Below are 20,268 nucleotides of genomic sequence, written 5' to 3' on the forward strand. Positions count from 1 at the left end.
GTGAGAGAGTGAAACTTCACAATATAAAAAGCAAGTATTCCTTTTCTTTAATTACTTATTTTCTTCGTCATTCACTTCTGCCAAATCTCCCCCTGCCCCTCTTTGCTAAAGAGGGGAGATCGATGATTAACGTTCAATCAATACACAAAGGAACCCATAATGGCTCATCGTCCAATCCAACAAGTATTATTAAGTGTGTCTGACAAAACAGGCATTGTCGAATTTGCTCAAGGCTTAGTTCAACGTGGTGTAAAACTACTCTCAACCGGCGGAACAGCAAAATTACTCGCAGACAACGGTTTACCTGTAACCGAAGTATCGGACTACACAGGCTTCCCAGAAATGATGGACGGACGTGTTAAAACCCTACACCCGAAAGTACACGGTGGGATCTTAGGTCGCCGAGGCACAGACGATGAAATTATGGCACAACACGGCATTGAACGAATTGATATGGTCGTGGTTAATCTCTACCCATTTGCCGCCACCGTTGCTAAACCGAACTGCACCCTTGAAGATGCGGTCGAAAATATCGACATCGGAGGGCCAACAATGGTGCGTTCTGCGGCGAAAAATCATAAAGATGTTGCGATTGTCGTCAATAACAACGACTTTAACGCTATTCTTGCTGAAATGGATCAAAACCAAAACTCACTTACCTTAGAAACCCGTTTCAACCTTGCAATCAAAGCCTTTGAACACACCGCTCAATACGACGCAATGATCGCCAACTACTTCGGACAAAAAGTACCACCATATCAAGGTGCTGAGGAAGAAGATATTACCCAAGTGTGCGGACAGTTCCCACGCACATTAAACTTAAATTTCACCCGTAAACAGACAATGCGTTACGGTGAAAACAGCCACCAAAACGCCGCATTCTATGTTGAAAACGAACTGAAAGAAGCGTCTGTAGCAACCGCAGTTCAACTACAAGGCAAAGCCCTTTCTTACAACAACATTGCTGATACTGACGCAGCCCTTGAATGTGTTAAAGAATTTAACGAGCCAGCTTGTGTGATCGTTAAACACGCCAACCCTTGCGGTGTTGCTCTTGGCAAAGATATTTTAGAAGCCTACAACCGAGCTTACCAAACCGACCCAACCTCTGCCTTTGGTGGCATTATCGCCTTTAACCGTGAATTAGATGGCGAAACGGCACAAACGATTGCAGATCGCCAGTTTGTTGAAGTGATCATCGCCCCAACCATCTCTGAAGCAGCCAAAGAAGTCTTAGCGAAAAAGAAAAACGTTCGTGTATTAGCGTGTGGCGAATTTAGCGAAGCACAACCACGTTTAGACTTCAAACGTGTCAATGGTGGCTTACTAGTCCAAGATGCCGATCAAGGGCAAGTTGCTGTTGAAGATTTACAATTTGTGTCTGAACGCAAACCAACCCAAGAAGAATTAGACGATTTACTCTTCTGCTGGAAAGTGGCGAAATACGTCAAATCCAATGCGATTGTCTATGCCAAAAACAAACAAACGATTGGTATCGGTGCAGGACAAATGAGCCGAGTTTATTCAGCGAAAATCGCAGGGATCAAAGCGGAAGACGAAGGCTTACAAGTGGCAGGTTGTGTAATGGCATCTGATGCCTTCTTTCCATTCCGTGACGGCATTGACGCAGCGGCAAAAGTCGGCATTACTTGCGTTATCCACCCAGGTGGCTCAATGCGAGATCAAGAAGTGATCGACGCCGCCAACGAACACGGAATGGCAATGGTACTAACGGGAATGCGCCACTTCCGTCATTGAAATCCCTATCAGCCTTTTGGGAACTTTCCTCCGTAAGCGGGGGAAGGTATGAAAACAAATATATTCTGAAGATATTTACGATGTAATTCGCTCAAGCCCAGCTTCAAGATCAGCAATCAAATCTTCCACATCTTCCAAACCAATATGAACACGAATGAGTGTCCCTGTTAATTTACGTTCAATGGCTGGGCGAATACGTTCAATCTCTTTAGGTTGATTTGCCAAAATTAACGACTCAAATCCGCCCCAAGAATATGCCATTGAGAAAATCTCAAAATGGTCGAGAAAATTCGCAAGCTCTTCATTAGATAAAGTTTTACAAAGTTCAAAGGAAAATAGACCGCTTGAACCTTTAAAATCACGTTTAAAATATGCGTTTCCAGGGCAACTTGGCAGCGCTGGGTGATAAACCGCTTTTACTTCAGAGCGTTGAGCCAGCCATTGAGCAACGATAAGACTATTTTCTTCGTGTTGTTTTAAGCGAATGCCCAAAGTGCGTAAGCCACGAGCGGTAACATAAGCAGAATCCGCATCAACCATTTGCCCCATTAAATAAGAGTGTTCGCGTAGCTGATCCCAACAACGAGCATTTGAAACGGCAGTACCAATCATTGTGTCAGAATGCCCCACAAGGTATTTTGTTCCTGCTTGGATTGAAATATCAATGCCGTGTTCAAGGGCTGGAAAAAGAATGCCTGCAGACCAAGTATTATCAATCATAATCACAATTTCAGGATTTATTGCTCTTGCCGTACGAACAATCGCTGGAATATCAGGAACTTCCATTGTCAGTGAACTTGGTGATTCAAGAAAAAGCACTTTGGTATTTGGCTGAATAAGCGTTGCAATGCCTTCTGCAATTAATGGATCATAGAAAGTGGTTGAAACGCCCATTTTCTTCAATACGATATGACAAAAATCTTGCGTTGGTTCATAGGCTGCTCCAGTCATCAGAACGTGATCGCCTTGTTGTACAAAAGATAAAATCGCATTACTAACCGCCGCTGCACCGCAAGGGTAAAGGTAGCAGCCTGCCCCATTTTCCAGTTCGCACATTGCATCTTGTAGAGCAAAGTGGGTTAGCGTACCACGTCTGCCGTAAAATAAAGCCCCTTTATAGCGGTTTTTAGTCGCTTCTTTTTTATCTGCAACAGAGTCAAATACAAGGGAAGAGGCTCGTTGAATAACGCTATTTACAGAACCTTGGGTGTAACGTTTTTTTCGCCCTGCGTGAACAAGTTGAGTTGCTAAGTTGTGCTTTGTCATATTGATGTCCATTTTTTATGTTTTGGGTTTACAAATTCAGTGCCTTTATTTTGATAAGAAATACCTTCTAATTCAAGTAGATAACGTTTAGTAGGAAGCCCACCACCAAAACCAGTAAGCGCTTGCGTTTTGCCTAACACTCGGTGGCAAGGTATTAAAATTGAAATTGGATTTCGTCCAACTGCACCGCCAACGGCTCTAACGGCGTTAGGATTATTTAACTGCTTGGCAATATCGCCGTAGCTTACTGTTTTACCATAAGGAATCTCAAGCAATATTTCCCAGACTGCTTGCTGAAAAGCAGTACCCTGAGGGTTTAAAAAATCCAACTGACAAAATGCTACTTTTTCCCCTGAAAAATAGCGGTCTAATACCTGCACTGTTTTGCAAAATAGTTGTTGAATTTCACCGCTTGCCTGTTCTGAACTTTTCCATTGTTGAAGGTTAAGTGTTTGTTGCTCTTGTTCAAATTCAATGCCAAGTAAACCTGTTTGGTTTGCAATAAGAAGCAATCTCCCCACTGGCGAATCATAAAATTGATAGAATATCTGAAATTTCATAGGATTATCCTAAAACAAAAGGCGTGCCACTTAGTGTACACGCCTCAGGTTGCTGACAAACCATATATTAGATGGATTGAATATTGTAGGGTGGGTTTTAACCCACCAATAAAATCAATATGTTACGGCTATATGGTGGGTCAAGACCCACCCTACAAGCTACTTTAGCAATAATCTGACGCGTATCACTTAGTGTACACACCTCAGGCTGCTGACAAACCATATATTAGATGGATTGAATATTGTAGGGTGGGTTTTAACCCACTAATAAAATCAATATGTTACGGCTATATGGTGGGTCAAGACCCACCCTACAAGCTACTTTAGCAATAATCTGACGCGTATCACTTAGTGTACACACCTCAGGCTGCTGACAAACCATATATTAGATGGATTGAATATTGTAGGGTGGGTTTTAACCCACCAATAAAATCAATATGTTACGGCTATATGGTGGGTCAAGACCCACCCTACAAGCTACTTTGGCAATAATCTGACACGTGCCACTTAGTGTACACGCCTTTGAGGTTACATCAAATGAAAATTAGAATTTGTAGTTTACGTTTAAGCCGTAAAGGTTAGCAGTTGATTTAACTTTAAATTCACCCACTGCACTTGTAACTGCTGTAACTTGGCTCTCAGTAAAGGTATTTTTGCTACCACTCAAATGTGCATAAGAGAGGTCAACAGATAAATTCGGGGTAAAGCGATAAGTTGCACCTAAAGTGTACCATGTACGATATGTATCAGGGATTGAGATAGATGGATGTGCCACGCTTGCACTTTCATCATAAGCAATACCTGCACGTAATGTTAATGCCTCAATCACATCATAAGACACGCCTAACGCAATGCGAGAGTTATTATTGAACTTCTTATCTTTTTGTAACAATACTTTACCGTTGTTATCTGTTGCACGAAGCTCTCGGAAGCTATTCCAATGTGTCTTTTTATAGCTATATTGTACAGCCAATTTCTCAGTAAGTTTATGATAACCTGAGATTTCCCAATATGCTGGTAACTCAAGGTTTAAGCGACCTGGAATTTCAACATTGGCACTTTGAGTACCCACATATTTCCCTTTGAAACGTAAATCCACTGGAGAATGGTATGCAACACCAAGACGGTTGTTTTCATTAATATCATAGGTTAAGCCCACATTCCAACGAAAGCCCCATTTATCGCCTTTTAATCGACTTGCTGTCGCTGTCGGTGCCATAGGATTCAAAGCACCAAAATGGCGCTCTAATGTTGCTTTTGCATGTACTGCATTTAAGCCAGCACCAAAGCTAAATCCGTAGCCAAGATCATAAGCACTGCTGAAGTTATAGTTTACCGCACTAAGTTTTGTTTTACCTGCTAATACGCCAGCACTATAGGTTTTCTCAAATTCTGATTTTAAGCCATAATTAACATTAACACCGCCACCCACAGCAAAACGCTCAGAGATTGGGGCAACAACATATAAATTAGGGACAATTGCACTTGGAATAATGTCTTTTGCATTTGCATTTCCTGTTGCTGATGATGGAATCGCTCTTCCATTTACTGTTCTATTAAAAGAACCTTTAAAAGAACCTTCAACATCAACATCGGCATCAACATAAACCCCACCTGCAGAAATTTCTACTTGTTTGAATTTGGTCATTAATGCTGGGTTTGTTGCCACAACAGAAGCGTTATCTGCAACTGCCGCATTACCTGCATACGCCATACCCAAACCAGAAGTTGACACTTCAGCTAATTGGAACGCTGCCGCAGAAGCACCAGCTGCAGAAAAAGTAAAGATAGAAGCAAGAGCTGTTTTAGTAAATTTATTCATTAGGTAATCCTTTATAGAATCGACTGTATCAAAATTAATTTATTTCACGTAAAAAATAAATTAAAGAACTGAAATGAAAATATATTGTCATTCTATGTAGCTTAATCATCGGTCGCAATAAAATTCCTCTAAAATACAAAGAGTTCCGACCAGTCAAATAAAAAGATGACATCTTAAAATGGATGTTTTTTAAACTAAAAATTGTTGTTGTTGTTGTTGTTGTTGTTGTTGTTGTTGTTGTTGTTGTTGTTGGAAAAAGGTAGTACAATCAGTGGTATAAGAATACAGTTTGCCAGTTTCGAGAGGTAAAATATGTCCGAATGTAATTCAAGTTCCTGCTGTTCTATTGATGTGGGAACTATTATTGATAACAGTGATTGTGCTGTAAATTTTACTCAACTTTACACTACTAAAGCAGAAGCTGAAGACGCTTTAGCATTTTTAACCAGCAAAGCTCGATCAACAGAATCTGAGCCTTGTGAGATTACCAGTGAAATTATTTCTACAGAAAATGGCTTCCAACTTACCGCTTGTTTCAAATTTAGCTACCAAGTTGAATCAATGATTTTTGAGTTGGGAATGAGATAGCGAAGCGCTAGATAAAACTCACATAAACAGCTAAGTAATTCGGAGCTTAATATGAATGAAATCACAAGCCTTAGCCAATTAGATTTAAATGGCAGTTATAGCTATGGCGATTATTTAAAATGGAAATTTCAAGAGCGCGTTGAAATTATCAAAGGCAAAATAATGGCAATGTCGCCAGCGCCTAATCGATTACATCAACGGATTTCGATGAAATTAACAAAAGCATTCTTAGATGTTTTTGATAGTCATCAGTGTGAATTATATGTTGCTCCCTTTGATGTTCGTTTTCCAGACAGCAATGGCAAAATCAAAACAGTAGTGCAACCCGATTTGTGTGTCATTTGTGACCCGAATAAATTGGACGAAAAAGGCTGTATCGGCGCGCCAGATCTAATCGTTGAAATTCTCTCCCCAGGTAATTCAAAAAGAGAGATGAAAGACAAATACGAACTCTATCAAGAACAAGGCGTAAGTGAATATTGGATAGTCCGCCCTGAAGAACAACATATCCAAATTTATGTGCTAGAAAACGGACGCTACATAGGTGTGCAACCTGTGGTGGAAGGTGATGTAGTTACATCAATAAAATTTCCAGCGTTGAGTTTTGATACGAGTGGGTTGTATGAGTTGTGATTGAAATTAGGGGAATGTATACAAATATACAAAGAGATTTCCCCCATCCGCCCTTCGGGCACCTTCCCCCGTAAACGGGGGAAGTATTAAAAAAGTAATGTAGTCTGAAGGTAAAAATTCTTCCCCCATTTATGGGGGAAGTCCCCGAGCGATAGCGAGGGGGATGGGGGCGTGTAAAGGAGATAAATATGAAAAAAGTAGCCATTATCCCAGCAAGAGCTGGTTCAAAAGGAATCAAAGATAAGAATCTACAACTTGTTGGAGGAATATCTCTAGTTGGGCGAGCCATTTTAGCCGCTCAAGAATCAGAGGCTTTTGACGAAATTATTGTAACCTCAGATGGTGATAAAATTCTTGCCGAAGCAGAAAAATATGGAGCAATGCCATTTCGCCGCCCTGTAGAATTAGCTCAAAGTGATACGAGAACAATTGATACCATTTTACATTGTGTAACAACACTTGGATTAACAGAAGGTATCACTGCACACTTCCAACCAACTAGTCCATTACGTTCAGGCTTGGATATTCGTAATGCCATGGAATTATTCTTGGCAGGAAATTGCAAATCAGTCGTGTCAGCATGTGAATGTGAACACCACCCTTATAAATCGTTTATTTTGGATGAAAATCATAAAATTCTGCCTATTAATCAATTAAGCGATTTTGAAGCTCCTCGTCAGTCGTTGCCTAAAGCTTATAGAGCAAATGGTGCAATTTACATCAACGATACCGCAAGTTTATTAAAAGAAAAAAATTTCTTTATTCCTGAAGTGAAGTTTTATTTAATGCCAAGTTACCGCTCTATTGATATTGATACAACATTGGATCTGCAACTTGCTGAAAGTTTGGTAAACAATGAAAGTTATTAAAGATAGTGCAATCTATCTATTTGGAGAGTTAGTTTCAAAATCAATTCCTTTTCTTTTACTGCCCTATTTATCTAGAAAATTAGGTGTAGAAGGATTTGGAGAACTCTCTTATTATCAAACATTTTTAGCATTATTTGCTATTTTTATTGGACTAAGCCAAGATGGTGCTGTTGCCCGCTATTTTTATCGATATGGAAAACGTTCTTTAGATTTAGTGGTAACAACGGGGTATGCTTATACTATTACGATAGGAGCTTTAGGGCTAATTGCCTGTTGGGTAGCAAAATCTGAAATTATGTTTTATTTAGTATTAAGTAGCATATTTCAAGTATTTCTAGTAGTACAACTTAGTATAAGACAATGCCAAAAACAAGCGCTTCCTTATACGCTGATTCAATTAGGCTCTGCAATAACCAATGCAGTATTCACAGTGTTCATGTTAGAAATCTATGAAACAGCGTTGGTAGAAAAGCGTATTTTAGCAGTACTATGTAGCAATATTTTTATTGCTGCTCTAGCTTATGTTATTTATAAGCGAAAGACGGTTACTAAAATTTTTAATATCGCACAATATAAGCTCGCATTATGGTATGTAATTGCTTTCGGATTTCCAATGATATTTCATCACGGAAGTTTCTTTATAAAAGGACAGTTAGATAGGATATTTATTTATCACAGATTTAGCGAAGCTGATCTTGGTTTGTATGCGATGGGGGTACAAATTGCGAGTATTTTGTCGGTAGTCATTTTGGCAATAAACAAAGCATTAGTTCCTTATTTATTTGAAAGATTAAAACAAGGCACAGTAACATTAAAACATTTAGAAAAATGGGCAATGTATTCATTGTTTATTGTACCAATACCTTCATTGATAACACTATTAATTCCCGAACAACTATTTTTATGGTTGTTAGGTGAGCAGTTTCAGGGAGTGAAATACTATGTGGCACTATTCTTGCTTTCAACAAGTTTGATTATTCCCTATTTATTTTTAGTAAATTATTTATTTTATCATGGAAAAACAAAACAGATTTCATATTGCTCTGTTTTATCGACAGGGATTTATTTGATTGCACTAGGTGGGTTAATGTTTACGGAGATTAGCTATATACCTTGGGCGAGTGTTTTAAGTAGTGTAATCATTTTGTATGTTCTAGGTAAATCTAGTAATAGGGATTTTAAAAATGAAAAAAAATTAATAATTGTTAATTCTATGTTTGGATTAGTATATTCAATGATTTTGTTTGGTCATAAAAATGTAACTTTTGTAGTTAGTGATGGGATATCTAAAAAGATAAGAGAGAAACTATTAAAATTAGGCGTTGATGTATTTTATATTCCTTATCCAAAAGGAATTTTAAGTTATTTAAAATATATTTTAATATCTAGTATATTTAGTTTTTTTATTAGATATAAATATTCTGAATGCATTGGTCATGATCATTTATTTATATCTAATTTGCTAGCTAAACCATACGTTCTAATTGAAGATGGGTATGGTAATTATGCAAATTTAGGACCTAAACGAGGGGTTATATACAGTATTATATATAGAAAATGGTTGGGGTTAGGTCGAAGCGTCTTCTGTAAAAAAATTATTCTGACTGGCAGAAATATAATCCCTAGTGATATTTTGAATAAGGTTGTAACTATTCCTATATCTATTCTAGAACGTCCTTATATGCAGAGACGAAGTTGTATTATTAGTAAGTTGTTTGGCGTTGATCATACTTTGCTAGATAATGTTAAGTTTGTTATATATACACAACCGCTATATCAAGATGGATTTATCTCCAGAGAAGAGCATATTAATATATATTTAAGAATCATAAGAGATTCCATAAGGAATTTATCTGTCAATGAGTTTATATTATTGAAACCTCATCCAAGAGATAGTATAAACTATGAGGAGTTATTGAGCGAATATAAAAATTTATTATTTTTAGATAAGGATATTCCATCAGAATTTTTGGGGTTAATATATCCTAATTATAGCTTCCTTAAAGGAATATCTTTATTTTCTAGCTCTGGGTTAGGAGATGATAACCATACTTTTGTTGCTTCTAAATATTTAGATTCTCAGCAGATTATTAAAATGAAAATTCCAACGGATTTAATATGAATATAGTAATGCCCTTTTTGTTTATACTAGGTGTATCTATTATAAACTTTGGTTTGTTAACAATAATATTTTCGGCGTTAATTTTGTTAGGTGGGAAAAGGTTATTATTGAGATATTCCCTTTCTGAATGTTGTATTTACATTATTTTTATTGGGTATTTAATTATCGGATGGGAATTTTTTGAAGATAGCAATGATAAACTATATTTAATTTCTTTTTTGTATTTTTGTATTGCTGTTATCTTTGCTAAGATATTTTTAGGATTTGAAAGAGTTTATTATATAAAAGCTATAGAGTACTTTATCTATTTTTACATAGCAATTATTATTTTGCAATATATCTTATTTTTTACATTTAAAATATATCTTGATTTCCACAATATTATTACTTTGGGAGAATATCATAGTAGGATTGATAGTAATACTATTTCTAGTTTGGGGATGATTAGAGCTACAGGGTTGTCAATTGAACCATCAAATGCATCTTCTACTATAGCATATTTGATATGTTTATATTTTGTTTTGGAAGATAATATATCTAAAAAATATCTAATATTATCTCCAGCGATTACATTATCATTCACATCAATATTAGTATTTATTCCTGTTTATTTTTTTAGTATATTATCAGGAAGTTTTAAAAAAAATAGCATACTTTATTTATTATTAGGTTGTATTGTTTTATATATCGGATATATAATTCTAGAATATAGGCTATCTTATGATGATTATGATGCAATTTCTTTTAGGAGCCTTATAATTTATTTTTTATTAGAAAGTAATTGGGTGAATTTATTGATTGGTCATGGTATTTATATGTCAGAAATCCCAATTCAATTGGGCAATTATACATTGTACCATTCAAATATAAGGGATGCAGGGTTGTTTTTTAATTTAATATTCTCTTTTGGGATACCTATAACTGTGATATTTTATTACATTTTTTTAAAAAAGTTATTTTCAATATCCATTCTTTCTGCGGTTTTATTTGTTGCATTAGGAATGCTCAAATTTGATTATATGCAACCTATTTTCTGGTTTGTCATGAGTATTATAGCTACGTATAAACCTAATAATCTAAGGAGATATTAGTGAATAAAAAAATTTTGATTGTTTCTCCTGCCTTAGTTTATGGAGGAGGAGAAAGTTACCTATTACAATTAAATAATATACTTAACCAATTAGGTTTTTTTACAGAATTTATTGTATCCAATGAGCGTTTGTTCAAAAATTTAGAATGTAATAATAAAAAACTTATTATGGCAAAAAATCAACATATAGCAGCGCTAAAATGTATCTTTTTAATCAGAAAAATTTTACGGGAGCACCAATATGATTTTGTAATTTTAAATGGCTTATCAGAGATAGGAGTTTTTTCTAATTTTATCTCGCATGAGAAGATCATTGTAATTGGGCATAGTAATGAAGAATGGTTAATATATAAACCTTATCGTATAGGTGTATTACATACTTTAAAAAGAGTAATTTCATATAAGTTTGATAAAAAATTATTTTTATTTATTGCTTTGAATGATATCACTGTTTCTAATACTAGATTATATGGGAATTTATATAAGAAAACAGTGAAGATTTATACAGGTATTGAGGCAATGAATGTAGTCAATGAATCTGATCCTAATATAATCTTTTTTGGTAGAATAGGTAGACTTATAGAAAAGAAAGGTAATCGTAATTTAATAAAAGCTTTTAGTGTTATTCATAAAGTATATCCTAATACTAAATTAGTATTTGCGGGAGATGGGTATAAGAGAAAAGAATTAGAGCAGTTGGCAAAAGATTTAGATATAAGTGATTCGGTTATATTTATGGGAGAAGTTAATCCGCAACAGTTTTATTCTAAAATAGATTGTATGATATCTCCTTCATTAAGCGAAGCCTTTCCAATGATTTTATTAGAGGCTATGTCATTAAAGATTCCTATTATATCTACTAATGTTGGAGGATGTACAGAAATTCTAGTTGATGGAAAAACCGCTAGATTGATTTCCCCTAATAATGTTTTAGAGTTACAAAAAGCAATGGTAGACTATATACAAAATAAAGAAACATACAAAAAGTTTTCAGAAGAGGCTTATAGTGTGTATTTGTCTAAATTTTCAACATTTTCATTTCTAAAGCAATGGGAGATGGTTTTAAAATCATGATTGTAGAGGATACTGTATTAGTTAAAGTAATTTCATTAAAAGATGAAATAGAAAAAAGACAACATATTATTAACGAGTTAAAAGAAGTCATGAATTTCTCTTTTTTTGATGCTATTGATGGAAGAGATTTATTGTCTATGAAATACTTTAAATATCTTAGGAGGTTAAGAGGTAGAGCTAAGAATAGAGGATATATCACTCCAAGTGAATTAGGATGTACGTTAAGTCATTTTTCCGTGTATCGTGATTTTTTAAATAGTGATAAGGAATGGTTATTAGTTCTAGAAGATGATGTAACTATAAATAGTAATTTATTTTTTCTATTGGAGAGTATTATTAATCAAAATTATAGTGACTATATTAATATTCTGGGGGGACAGGAGGGGTTGAAAAGACCTAGAGTGCTAGAGTTTCTTTTTCGAGAAAATATAAAAATTCTTAATTCCCCTTTTTATGGATTCTTTTTATATCGAACGTGTAGTTATTTGGTTTCTAGAGCTGTTGTGGAAAGATTGTATCATGTACATAAAAAGTTTTGTTATTTAGCAGATGATTGGGGGAATCTTGCTATTCAATCTAGTATCAAAGGTTTTACATATTGTAAGATTTTTTCTCATCCTGAAGATTTATCTAATTCTAAAATAGAGTGTGAAAGGAAATAACATGAATAATAAAGTCTCAATTATAACCCCTTGTTATAATTCTGAAAAATTCTTGTATGATGTATATAACTCTCTTTGTTGTCAGACTTTTAAGAATTTTGAATGGATTGTAGTTAATGATGCTTCTAATGATTCCACGAATGATATTATTGTCTCTTTCATTAAAGAGTCTAAGTTAGATATTCTTTATATAATAAATGATAAAAATGAAGGTGTATCATCATCTAGAAATAAAGGATTAGATTTAGCAACAGGAGATTATATTTGTTTCTTAGATTCTGATGATATTTGGTTGGAAAATAAATTATGGGTTCAATTGGATTTCATGACTAAGAATAATTTATATATATCATATATGGATTATAATCAAGTGAATGCTAACCTTGGGTTTGTTAAAAAAATAATTTCTCCAAATGAGTGTAATTTTCAACGTTTATTAAAATCTAATGTGATTGGAAACCTTACTTGTATGTTTAAGTCTGATATAGCTAAAAATATTAGGTTTGTTAATCATGGTCATGAGGATTATATTTTCTGGTTAAGTATTTTAAATTTAGGTTATAAAGCTCATAAAGTCGTAAGTAATAGTATACTCTGTCATCACCAAGTTTATCAAGGATCATTGTCCTCTAATAAATACAAAGCAGCTAAATGGCAATGGAGTATATATAGAAATATATTAAAACTAAGTACATTAAAATCTGTTTATTATTTTATTCATTATGCAATGAATGGAATTGTAAAACATATGTAATTGTCAAAATTGATAAGGAAAAATTAGTGAATAGTCTACAGAGATATGTTAATTTACTTAATAAATTACTCCCCAATATATTTTTTCAGATGATAGTAATGTTCATATTGGACGTTATATTTCCTATCATGTTATTAGGGGTAAATGTGGATGGTAAATTTATTATTCCATTAATTATTAGTCAATTCATTATTTTAGCGCTATTTATAATATTGATGCGTTATCCTGGTAACCGTTCTGTCGGGTTTATTCCTAGTTCTGTTATCTCAGTTTATGGATGTCTTATTTTATTCTTAGCTATTTTTAGATTAAACTACTCCTCTCTATTGCTTATTTCTAGTTTTTTTATGAGCTTGCTTTCAGGTTTCATTCTATATTTTATTACGATACGGTTTTCAAAAAAACGTATTGCCATTATCCCCTTAGGTAACATACAGAATTTAGAAAAAATCACCACCGTAGATTGGATAAAATTAGAAAAACCAGATTTATCAGAAAAAACTTATGATGCAATTGTTGTCGATCTTTATTCAGAAGATCTAGCAGAAGAGTGGCAGAAATTTTTAGCTGAAACTGCGTTAATGAATATCAAAATATATAACGCTAAAAATTTAGAGGAATCATTAACAGGTCGTGTTAGATCTCGTTATTTTTATGAAAATAACTTAGGAACTCTTCAACCATCAGGAATTTATCAGATCATTAAAAGAGTCATTGATGTCATTGCTGTATTAATCACTTTACCAATTACTATTTGTATTATGCTTATCACAGCAATTGCTATTCGTTTAGAAAGTAAAGGAAATGTTCTTTTTATACAAAAACGTGTAGGTCAAGGCAGGAAAGAATTTAATCTTTATAAATTCAGAAGTATGTGTCAAGATTCTGAAAAAGATGGTGCAAAATTTGCCACAACAAATGATATGCGTATAACAAAGGTAGGGAAATTTATTCGCAAAACGCGTATTGATGAATTGCCGCAATTTTTTAATGTATTAAAAGGGGACATGAGTTTAATAGGGCCACGGCCAGAACAGAAAGTATTTGTAGATAAGTTTATTAAAGAAATTCCTTTTTATAACTATCGACATATTGTAAAACCAGGTATTTCAGGTTGGGCACAAGTAATTCAAGGCTATACTGCCGACGTAAATGACACAAAAATAAAGCTACAATATGATTTATATTATATTAAGAATTTTTCTATTTGGTTAGATATTCTCATTGTTTTCAAGACAATTAAAACAATGCTCACTGGATTTGGTGCAAGGTAGGCAACGATATAAACTAATACATAAAACCTTAAGTAACAAACACTCTACATTATTGAGAATTTTTACAAAATCAAACCACTTGTTATAATAGACTTCTATTAATTATATAAATAAGGAACAAACTATGCGTAAACTAACTCAAGCTCTTATCGCCACCGGAATTGCTTTATCTTTATCTGGATGTGCTACAGTTTATCCTACGACACAATCTCCTATTAATTCAAATGTAAAAGTAAGAGGAGAAAAAGTAGATATTGCTAAAGTTGTTGATGCTTATTTAATTACCCCGTCTTTGGTTAAGCAATTAGCGCCTCGTGTATCTGTGGCTAAAGTTAATGCTCGATTAGAACAACAATTGAAAAGTTATCAATATAAAATTGGTGTAGGCGACATATTAAATGTCACAGTGTGGGATCACCCAGAGTTGACAACACCTGCAGGTGCTTATCGTTCAGCTGCTGAATCAGGTAACCAAGTCCATGCCAATGGAACGATTTTTTACCCTTATGTCGGAAAAGTTGAGGTTGTAGGACTAACGGTTAATCAGGTGAGAGATAAATTGGCGAAGCAGCTATCTGCCTATGTTACCGATCCTCAAATTGAAGTGACTGTTGCAGCATATCAATCTAAAAAAGCATATATAACAGGCGAAATCAAGAATCCAGGACAGCAATTTTTAACTAATATTCCTCTAACTTTGTTAGATGCTGTAAATAAGGCTGGAGGATTGTCTGATAATGCGGATTGGCATAATGTGACTATTACTCGTCATGGCAAAGAGGAGAAAGTCTCTTTAGCAGAATTGATTCAATTTGGTAATTTAACGCAGAATCGTTTGTTATCTGATGGCGATGTGGTTCATATTCCACGCAATGATGCGAATAAGGTGTTTATTGTGGGGGAAGTGTCAAAACCTCAGATGTTGAAAATTACTCATTATGGTATGACGTTAACTGAAGCAATTGCTCAAAGTGGGGGAATTGATAAATTATCTGCAGATGCAACGGGTATTTTTGTTATTCGTGGTCAACGTGATGTAAATAAGTCAACGGTTTCAAATGAAGCTGAAAAAACAGATAAGATTGCAGATATTTATCAATTGGATTTGACTAATGCAACTTCCTATGTATTAGGAACAGAGTTTTATTTAAAACCTTATGACATTGTTTATGTGACAACAGCGCCAGCAACTCGTTGGAATAGAGTGATTGCCCATGTTGTTCCGTCATTATCTGGTTTCAATAATCTAACAGAGTCTATCTTAAGAGTGAGGAATTGGTAATTAATGTTTGGAAGTATTTTAGTTGTTTGTATCGGTAATATATGCCGCTCCCCCGTCGGAGAAAAATTATTAAAACAATATTTTCCTGAAAAGCGTATTTTTTCAGCAGGTATTTCAGCTGAGCGTAGCCATTTAGTTGGAAAAGGTGTAGATCCAACAATGCAACAAGTTGCTATTTCTCGTGGAGTGGATCTTTCTGAACATCGTTCACAGCAATTAACGTCTGAACTATGTAAGAATGTAGACTTGATTCTTGTCATGGAAAAAGGTCATATTGACTTGGTTCGACAAATTTCACCAGAAAGTTCTGGAAAAGTCATGTTATTTGGTCATTGGTTGGATAGCAATAAAGATATTCCAGATCCTTATCGTCAAAGTGAAGATATGTTCCGAGAGGTTTATGCATTGATTGAGGATGCAGCATTGAGATGGAAATTGAAACTCTAATTTTAAGGCAGTTAAAAGATGAATGAAAATAATCATGATGAAATTGATTTAGTAAAGTTGTTGGGGGCTTTATTAGATTATAAGTGGTGGATAGCTCTTTTTACATTGTTGGTGACGTTATTTGGTGTTGCTTATGTTTTACTAGCTCCGCCTGTTTACACTGCGAATGCTTCAATTCAAGTAGAAAGTAAATCTTCAAGGGGGCTTTTAAACGATTTCCCAGGAATTTTAGAGGGTGAATCATCTTCAAGTACTGAAATTGCAATTTTAAAATCAAGAATGGTTTTATCTAATACTGTTGAGCAACTTAATTTAACTACGGTAGTTGAACCTCAATTCTCGATCCCTTTTCTTAGTAAAGGTCTTCATCGTTTGATGGGATATGAACCACAATTGTCGCTCTCTTTATTTGAGCTTAAGAATCCTCAGATGAAAGAGATGATTTTGGAGGTTGGGGAGAATGCTGGAGAGTTCTCATTATTTTTCGCAGATGAAAAAGTTCTTGAAGGGAGCATTGGGAAAAAGTATCAAACGGAAGATTTTTCGTTTGCGATTTCTGAATTAGAGGCTAAGCCAGGACAATTATTTAAAATTAAAAAGAATGATGTGTTGTTAGCAATTAACTCTTTACAAAAACAAATTTCGGTAACAGAGAGTGGTAAGCAGACAGGCATTATTGAAATTTCTATTAATGGAGAGAATAAAGCTCAAATTAAGAAGATAGTAAAGAGTGTATCTGAAAATTATTTGCTGCAAAATATTGTTCGTGATTCTGCAGAAGCGTCTAAGAGTTTAGAGTTTTTGTCTAAACAATTACCAGAACTTAAAGCTCGTTTGGCAGAGTCTGAGAATAATTTGAATGAATTCCGCTTAAAAAATGAATCAGTAGATCTCAGTCTAGAAGCTAAATCAGCATTAGATACTATAGTTCAGTTAGAAGCAGATTTAAATGAGTTAACATTAAAGGAGAGTGAAATTTCTCAGAAATTCACTCGAAATCACCCTGCTTATGTTGCTTTGATTGATAAGCGTAAAGTATTAAATGAGGAAAAAATTCGTTTAAATAAACAAGTAGAACGTTTACCTAATACTCAAAAAGAGGTTATTCGGTTAACTCGAGATTTGGAGGTAAACCAGCAAATTTATATTCAATTGTTGAATAAAATGCAAGAGTTAGAAATTGTTAAGGCTAGTACGGTAGGAAATGTTCGTATTTTAGATGAGGCGCAAGTTTTGCCTAATGCCGTTTCACCTAGAAAAATGATTGTGGTTGCCTCGGCATTTATGTTAGGACTTATCTTTGCCTCAGTTACTGCGATAGCGAAAACGCTACTGCATAGAGGTATTGAGGGAACATCTGAATTAGATGTGTTAGGCTTGCCAACGTATGCTATGATTCCATATTCAAATGAACAGCCTATTTTTTCTAAGCATAAGGTTCAGCATTTTAAATTATTGTCGGAGTCAACGCCTACAGATCCAGCAGTTGAGGCTTTGCGTAGTTTGCGTACAAGTTTGCATTTTGCAATGTTAGAAGCTAAAAATAATATATTAATGATTTCTGGAGCTTCTCCGTCTGTGGGAAAAAGTTTTATTTCAACCAATTTGGCTAATGTTCTTGCTAAAGCTGGGCACAAGGTGTTGTTAATTGATGCAGATTTAAGAAGGAGTTATTTGCGTCGATTATTAGGTTTAGCAAAAGAGGTTGGATTGAGTGATGTGATTGCACAGCAAATTCCTTTTGAACAAGTGATTCAACATTATGATAATTTTGATATTATTGTTAAAGGAGAAACTCCACCAAATCCATCTGAATTACTATCTAATGCTCGTTTTCAGGCACTATTAGAATGGGCGGCAAAAGAATATGATTTAGTGATAGTGGATACAGCGCCTATTTTGGCTGTTACAGATGCAGCTATTATTGGTAGGTATGCAGGAACATCTTTACTTGTTGGGCGTTTTGGTGAAACTACACTTAAAGAAGTTGGATTAGCTAAAGAACGTTTTGAACGTGCAGGGGTCTTTATTAAAGGTTTTATTTTGAATGGTATAAAACGTAAGGCTTCTAATCGTTATGATTATTATCAATATGATTACAAATAGTTGCTAACTTTGTAATCTTGATGTAAGCGGTGGGATTTTAACTATGGTTATAAAAATAGTTTAGAATTTCGCCGCTTAGTGTTTTATCTAAACTTTAAAATAATGTTTATGTGAATAAGATTAGCAAATTGATTAAAAAAACCTTTTGATTTAATTTGTGTAGAAATATTGACTAAATTAGTAGGGTATATAGAATTCTTTCTTAACAATCGAGCATTTTTAAAAGGTTTGAGTATGAAATTAACTTCACGAGGACGTTATGCTGTAACTGCAATTTTAGATATTGCGTTGCATGGCAAAGATATGCCTGTGAGTTTGGTAGATATTTCAGATCGCCAAGCCATTTCACTTTCTTATTTAGAGCAACTTTTTGCACAACTTCGCCGAGAAGGTCTTGTGCATAGTGTGAGAGGCCCTGGCGGTGGCTATCAGTTAGCAAAAACGCCTGAGGAAATTAATGTGAGCTTGATTATTGCCGCTGTGAATGAAAGTGTTGATGTATCTAAATGTAAAGGCAATGGGAATTGCAGTAATAACAGTCGTTGTTTAACCCATTCGTTGTGGGAGCGTTTAGAAAATCAAATCGAACAGTATTTACATACGATAACTTTAGCCGAATTAGTTGAAGAAAATAGCGATCACGATTGTGAGAGTTCTCACTGCCACGATCATCACCATTAATCTTATAAAAATCTCTTAGTTAGGAGTAACAATGAAATTACCAATTTATTTGGATTATGCCGCAACTACGCCCGTTGATGAGCGTGTTGCAAAAAAAATGATGGAATATATGACAAAGGACGGCGTGTTTGGTAACCCTGCATCTCGTTCTCACAAATTTGGTTGGGAAGCAGAAGAAGCGGTTGATGTAGCTCGTAATCAAATCGCTGATTTAATCGGTGCAGATGCTCGTGAAATCGTATTCACTTCAGGTGCAACCGAGTCTGACAACCTGGCAATTAAAGGTGCAGCACATTTCTACCAAACCAAAGGTAAACACATCATCACGGTTAAAACTGAACATAAAGCGGTATTAGATACGTGCCGTCAGTTAGAGCGTGAAGGTTTTGAAGTGACCTATTTAGAGCCTGAAACAACAGGTTTAGTGGATATTGCTAAATTAGAAGCTGCAATTCGTCCAGACACAATTTTAGTCTCCGTAATGCAGGTGAACAATGAGATCGGCGTTATTCAACCAATCGAAGAGATCGGTAAAATCTGCCGTGCAAAAAAAATCATTTTCCACGTGGATGCAACACAATCAGTAGGTAAAATCCCTGTGGATGTTCAAGCATTAAACGTAGATTTAATGTCTTTCTCAAGCCATAAACTTTACGGGCCAAAAGGTATCGGCGGTTTATATGTTTGCCGTAAGCCTCGTGTACGTTTAGAAGCGATCATTCACGGTGGTGGCCACGAGCGTGGTATGCGTTCAGGTACATTACCTGTTCACCAAATCGTTGGTATGGGGGAAGCATATCGTATCGCAAAAGAAGAAATGGTAACTGAAATGCCACGCATCAAAGCACTTCGTGACCGTTTATACAACGGTTTCAAAGATATGGAAGAAGTGTATGTGAACGGTACAATGGAAGCAGGTAAACGTGTTGATAGTAACCTGAATATCAGCTTTAACTTTGTTGAAGGCGAGTCAATGATGATGTCATTAAAAGACATTGCGGTATCTTCAGGTTCTGCTTGTACTTCTGCAAGTTTAGAGCCATCTTACGTACTTCGTGCATTAGGCTTAAACGATGAATTAGCACATAGCTCAATCCGTTTCTCAATCGGTCGTTGGACAACGGAAGAAGAGATCGATCACACTATCGAAATCGTGAAAAAAGCAGTAACAAAATTACGTGAACTTTCACCACTTTGGGATATGTTCAAAGAAGGTATCGACTTAAACTCAATTGAGTGGTCGCATCATTAAAATGAAATTCTTCCCCCATGTAATGGGG

Annotated in this window: 18 protein-coding genes and 1 pseudogene; 16 read left to right on the plus strand and 3 right to left on the minus strand. The window is 35.0% G+C overall.

Annotation, left to right across the window (positions count from 1 at the left end; translation table 11 throughout):
* Window positions 1–159: 159 nt before the first annotated feature.
* Window positions 160–1,758, plus strand: coding sequence for a bifunctional phosphoribosylaminoimidazolecarboxamide formyltransferase/IMP cyclohydrolase (gene purH / locus J1G47_RS04015; protein WP_207326771.1), 1,599 nt, complete (start codon window positions 160–162; stop codon window positions 1,756–1,758).
* Window positions 1,759–1,833: 75 nt separating this feature from the next.
* On the opposite strand, the gene metC is transcribed toward purH, so the two are convergent.
* The 3 genes from metC to J1G47_RS04030 all read right to left on the minus strand — a co-directional run bounded on the left by metC (window position 1,834) and on the right by J1G47_RS04030 (window position 5,406).
* On the minus strand, window positions 1,834–3,024 hold the full coding sequence (gene metC / locus J1G47_RS04020; RefSeq protein WP_075592491.1) for a cystathionine beta-lyase: 1,191 nt from the start codon (window positions 3,022–3,024) through the stop codon (window positions 1,834–1,836).
* Window positions 3,021–3,584, minus strand: coding sequence for a methylated-DNA--[protein]-cysteine S-methyltransferase (locus J1G47_RS04025; protein ID WP_044009094.1), 564 nt, complete (start codon window positions 3,582–3,584; stop codon window positions 3,021–3,023). The genes metC and J1G47_RS04025 overlap by 4 nt, the downstream gene beginning before the upstream one ends.
* Before the next feature lie 544 nt (window positions 3,585–4,128).
* Window positions 4,129–5,406 carry an outer membrane protein transport protein gene (locus J1G47_RS04030; protein ID WP_021113857.1) on the minus strand — a complete coding sequence of 426 codons (1,278 nt, stop codon included), beginning with the start codon at window positions 5,404–5,406 and terminating at the stop codon, window positions 4,129–4,131.
* A 312-nt stretch (window positions 5,407–5,718) separates the two neighbouring features.
* Here J1G47_RS04030 and J1G47_RS04035 point away from each other — a divergent pair, with 312 nt between their 5' ends.
* The 15 genes and pseudogenes from J1G47_RS04035 (at window position 5,719) to J1G47_RS04100 (ending at window position 20,240) form a co-directional block, all read left to right on the plus strand.
* The gene (locus J1G47_RS04035) at window positions 5,719–5,994 is read left to right on the plus strand and encodes a YfcZ/YiiS family protein (protein WP_021118008.1); all 276 of its coding nucleotides are present in this window, start codon (window positions 5,719–5,721) and stop codon (window positions 5,992–5,994) included.
* A gap of 51 nt (window positions 5,995–6,045) precedes the next feature.
* Window positions 6,046–6,627, plus strand: a complete 582-nt coding sequence (locus J1G47_RS04040; RefSeq protein WP_005713681.1) for a Uma2 family endonuclease — start codon at window positions 6,046–6,048, stop codon at window positions 6,625–6,627.
* A 188-nt stretch (window positions 6,628–6,815) separates the two neighbouring features.
* Window positions 6,816–7,496 carry an acylneuraminate cytidylyltransferase family protein gene (locus tag J1G47_RS04045; protein WP_044009091.1) on the plus strand — a complete coding sequence of 227 codons (681 nt, stop codon included), beginning with the start codon at window positions 6,816–6,818 and terminating at the stop codon, window positions 7,494–7,496.
* Window positions 7,483–8,652: pseudogene (locus J1G47_RS11780) on the plus strand (flippase); the annotation flags it as partial. The gene J1G47_RS04045 and the pseudogene J1G47_RS11780, both read left to right, overlap by 14 nt.
* A gap of 78 nt (window positions 8,653–8,730) precedes the next feature.
* Window positions 8,731–9,618 (plus strand): glycosyltransferase family 52, encoded by an 888-nt coding sequence (locus J1G47_RS11785; RefSeq protein WP_234924183.1) that lies wholly within the window; start codon window positions 8,731–8,733, stop codon window positions 9,616–9,618.
* Window positions 9,615–10,709, plus strand: coding sequence for a hypothetical protein (locus J1G47_RS04055; RefSeq protein WP_160437336.1), 1,095 nt, complete (start codon window positions 9,615–9,617; stop codon window positions 10,707–10,709). Before J1G47_RS11785 ends, J1G47_RS04055 begins: the two co-directional genes overlap by 4 nt.
* Window positions 10,709–11,782 (plus strand): glycosyltransferase, encoded by a 1,074-nt coding sequence (locus J1G47_RS04060; protein WP_051621642.1) that lies wholly within the window; start codon window positions 10,709–10,711, stop codon window positions 11,780–11,782. The genes J1G47_RS04055 and J1G47_RS04060 overlap by 1 nt, the downstream gene beginning before the upstream one ends.
* Window positions 11,758–12,444, plus strand: coding sequence for a glycosyltransferase family 25 protein (locus J1G47_RS04065; RefSeq protein WP_207326773.1), 687 nt, complete (start codon window positions 11,758–11,760; stop codon window positions 12,442–12,444). Before J1G47_RS04060 ends, J1G47_RS04065 begins: the two co-directional genes overlap by 25 nt.
* Before the next feature lies 1 nt (window position 12,445).
* Window positions 12,446–13,198, plus strand: a complete 753-nt coding sequence (locus J1G47_RS04070) for a glycosyltransferase family 2 protein (protein WP_035493560.1) — start codon at window positions 12,446–12,448, stop codon at window positions 13,196–13,198.
* Window positions 13,199–13,344: 146 nt separating this feature from the next.
* Window positions 13,345–14,472: a sugar transferase gene (locus J1G47_RS04075; RefSeq protein ID WP_234924173.1), complete on the plus strand. Its 1,128-nt coding sequence runs from the start codon at window positions 13,345–13,347 to the stop codon at window positions 14,470–14,472.
* 124 nt (window positions 14,473–14,596) lie between these two features.
* The gene (locus tag J1G47_RS04080; protein WP_207326774.1) at window positions 14,597–15,754 is read left to right on the plus strand and encodes a polysaccharide export protein; all 1,158 of its coding nucleotides are present in this window, start codon (window positions 14,597–14,599) and stop codon (window positions 15,752–15,754) included.
* A 3-nt stretch (window positions 15,755–15,757) separates the two neighbouring features.
* Complete coding sequence (locus J1G47_RS04085; RefSeq protein WP_010785901.1) at window positions 15,758–16,201, plus strand: low molecular weight protein-tyrosine-phosphatase; 444 nt, start codon at window positions 15,758–15,760, stop codon at window positions 16,199–16,201.
* Between the two features lie 18 nt (window positions 16,202–16,219).
* Window positions 16,220–18,307: a polysaccharide biosynthesis tyrosine autokinase gene (locus J1G47_RS04090; RefSeq protein ID WP_207326775.1), complete on the plus strand. Its 2,088-nt coding sequence runs from the start codon at window positions 16,220–16,222 to the stop codon at window positions 18,305–18,307.
* Window positions 18,308–18,541: 234 nt separating this feature from the next.
* Window positions 18,542–18,988: an Rrf2 family transcriptional regulator gene (locus J1G47_RS04095; protein WP_005713704.1), complete on the plus strand. Its 447-nt coding sequence runs from the start codon at window positions 18,542–18,544 to the stop codon at window positions 18,986–18,988.
* A gap of 31 nt (window positions 18,989–19,019) precedes the next feature.
* Window positions 19,020–20,240: an IscS subfamily cysteine desulfurase gene (locus tag J1G47_RS04100; protein ID WP_005713706.1), complete on the plus strand. Its 1,221-nt coding sequence runs from the start codon at window positions 19,020–19,022 to the stop codon at window positions 20,238–20,240.
* Window positions 20,241–20,268: the final 28 nt, after the last annotated feature.

This window comes from Glaesserella parasuis (assembly GCF_017352235.1).
Classification (GTDB): domain Bacteria; phylum Pseudomonadota; class Gammaproteobacteria; order Enterobacterales; family Pasteurellaceae; genus Glaesserella; species Glaesserella parasuis.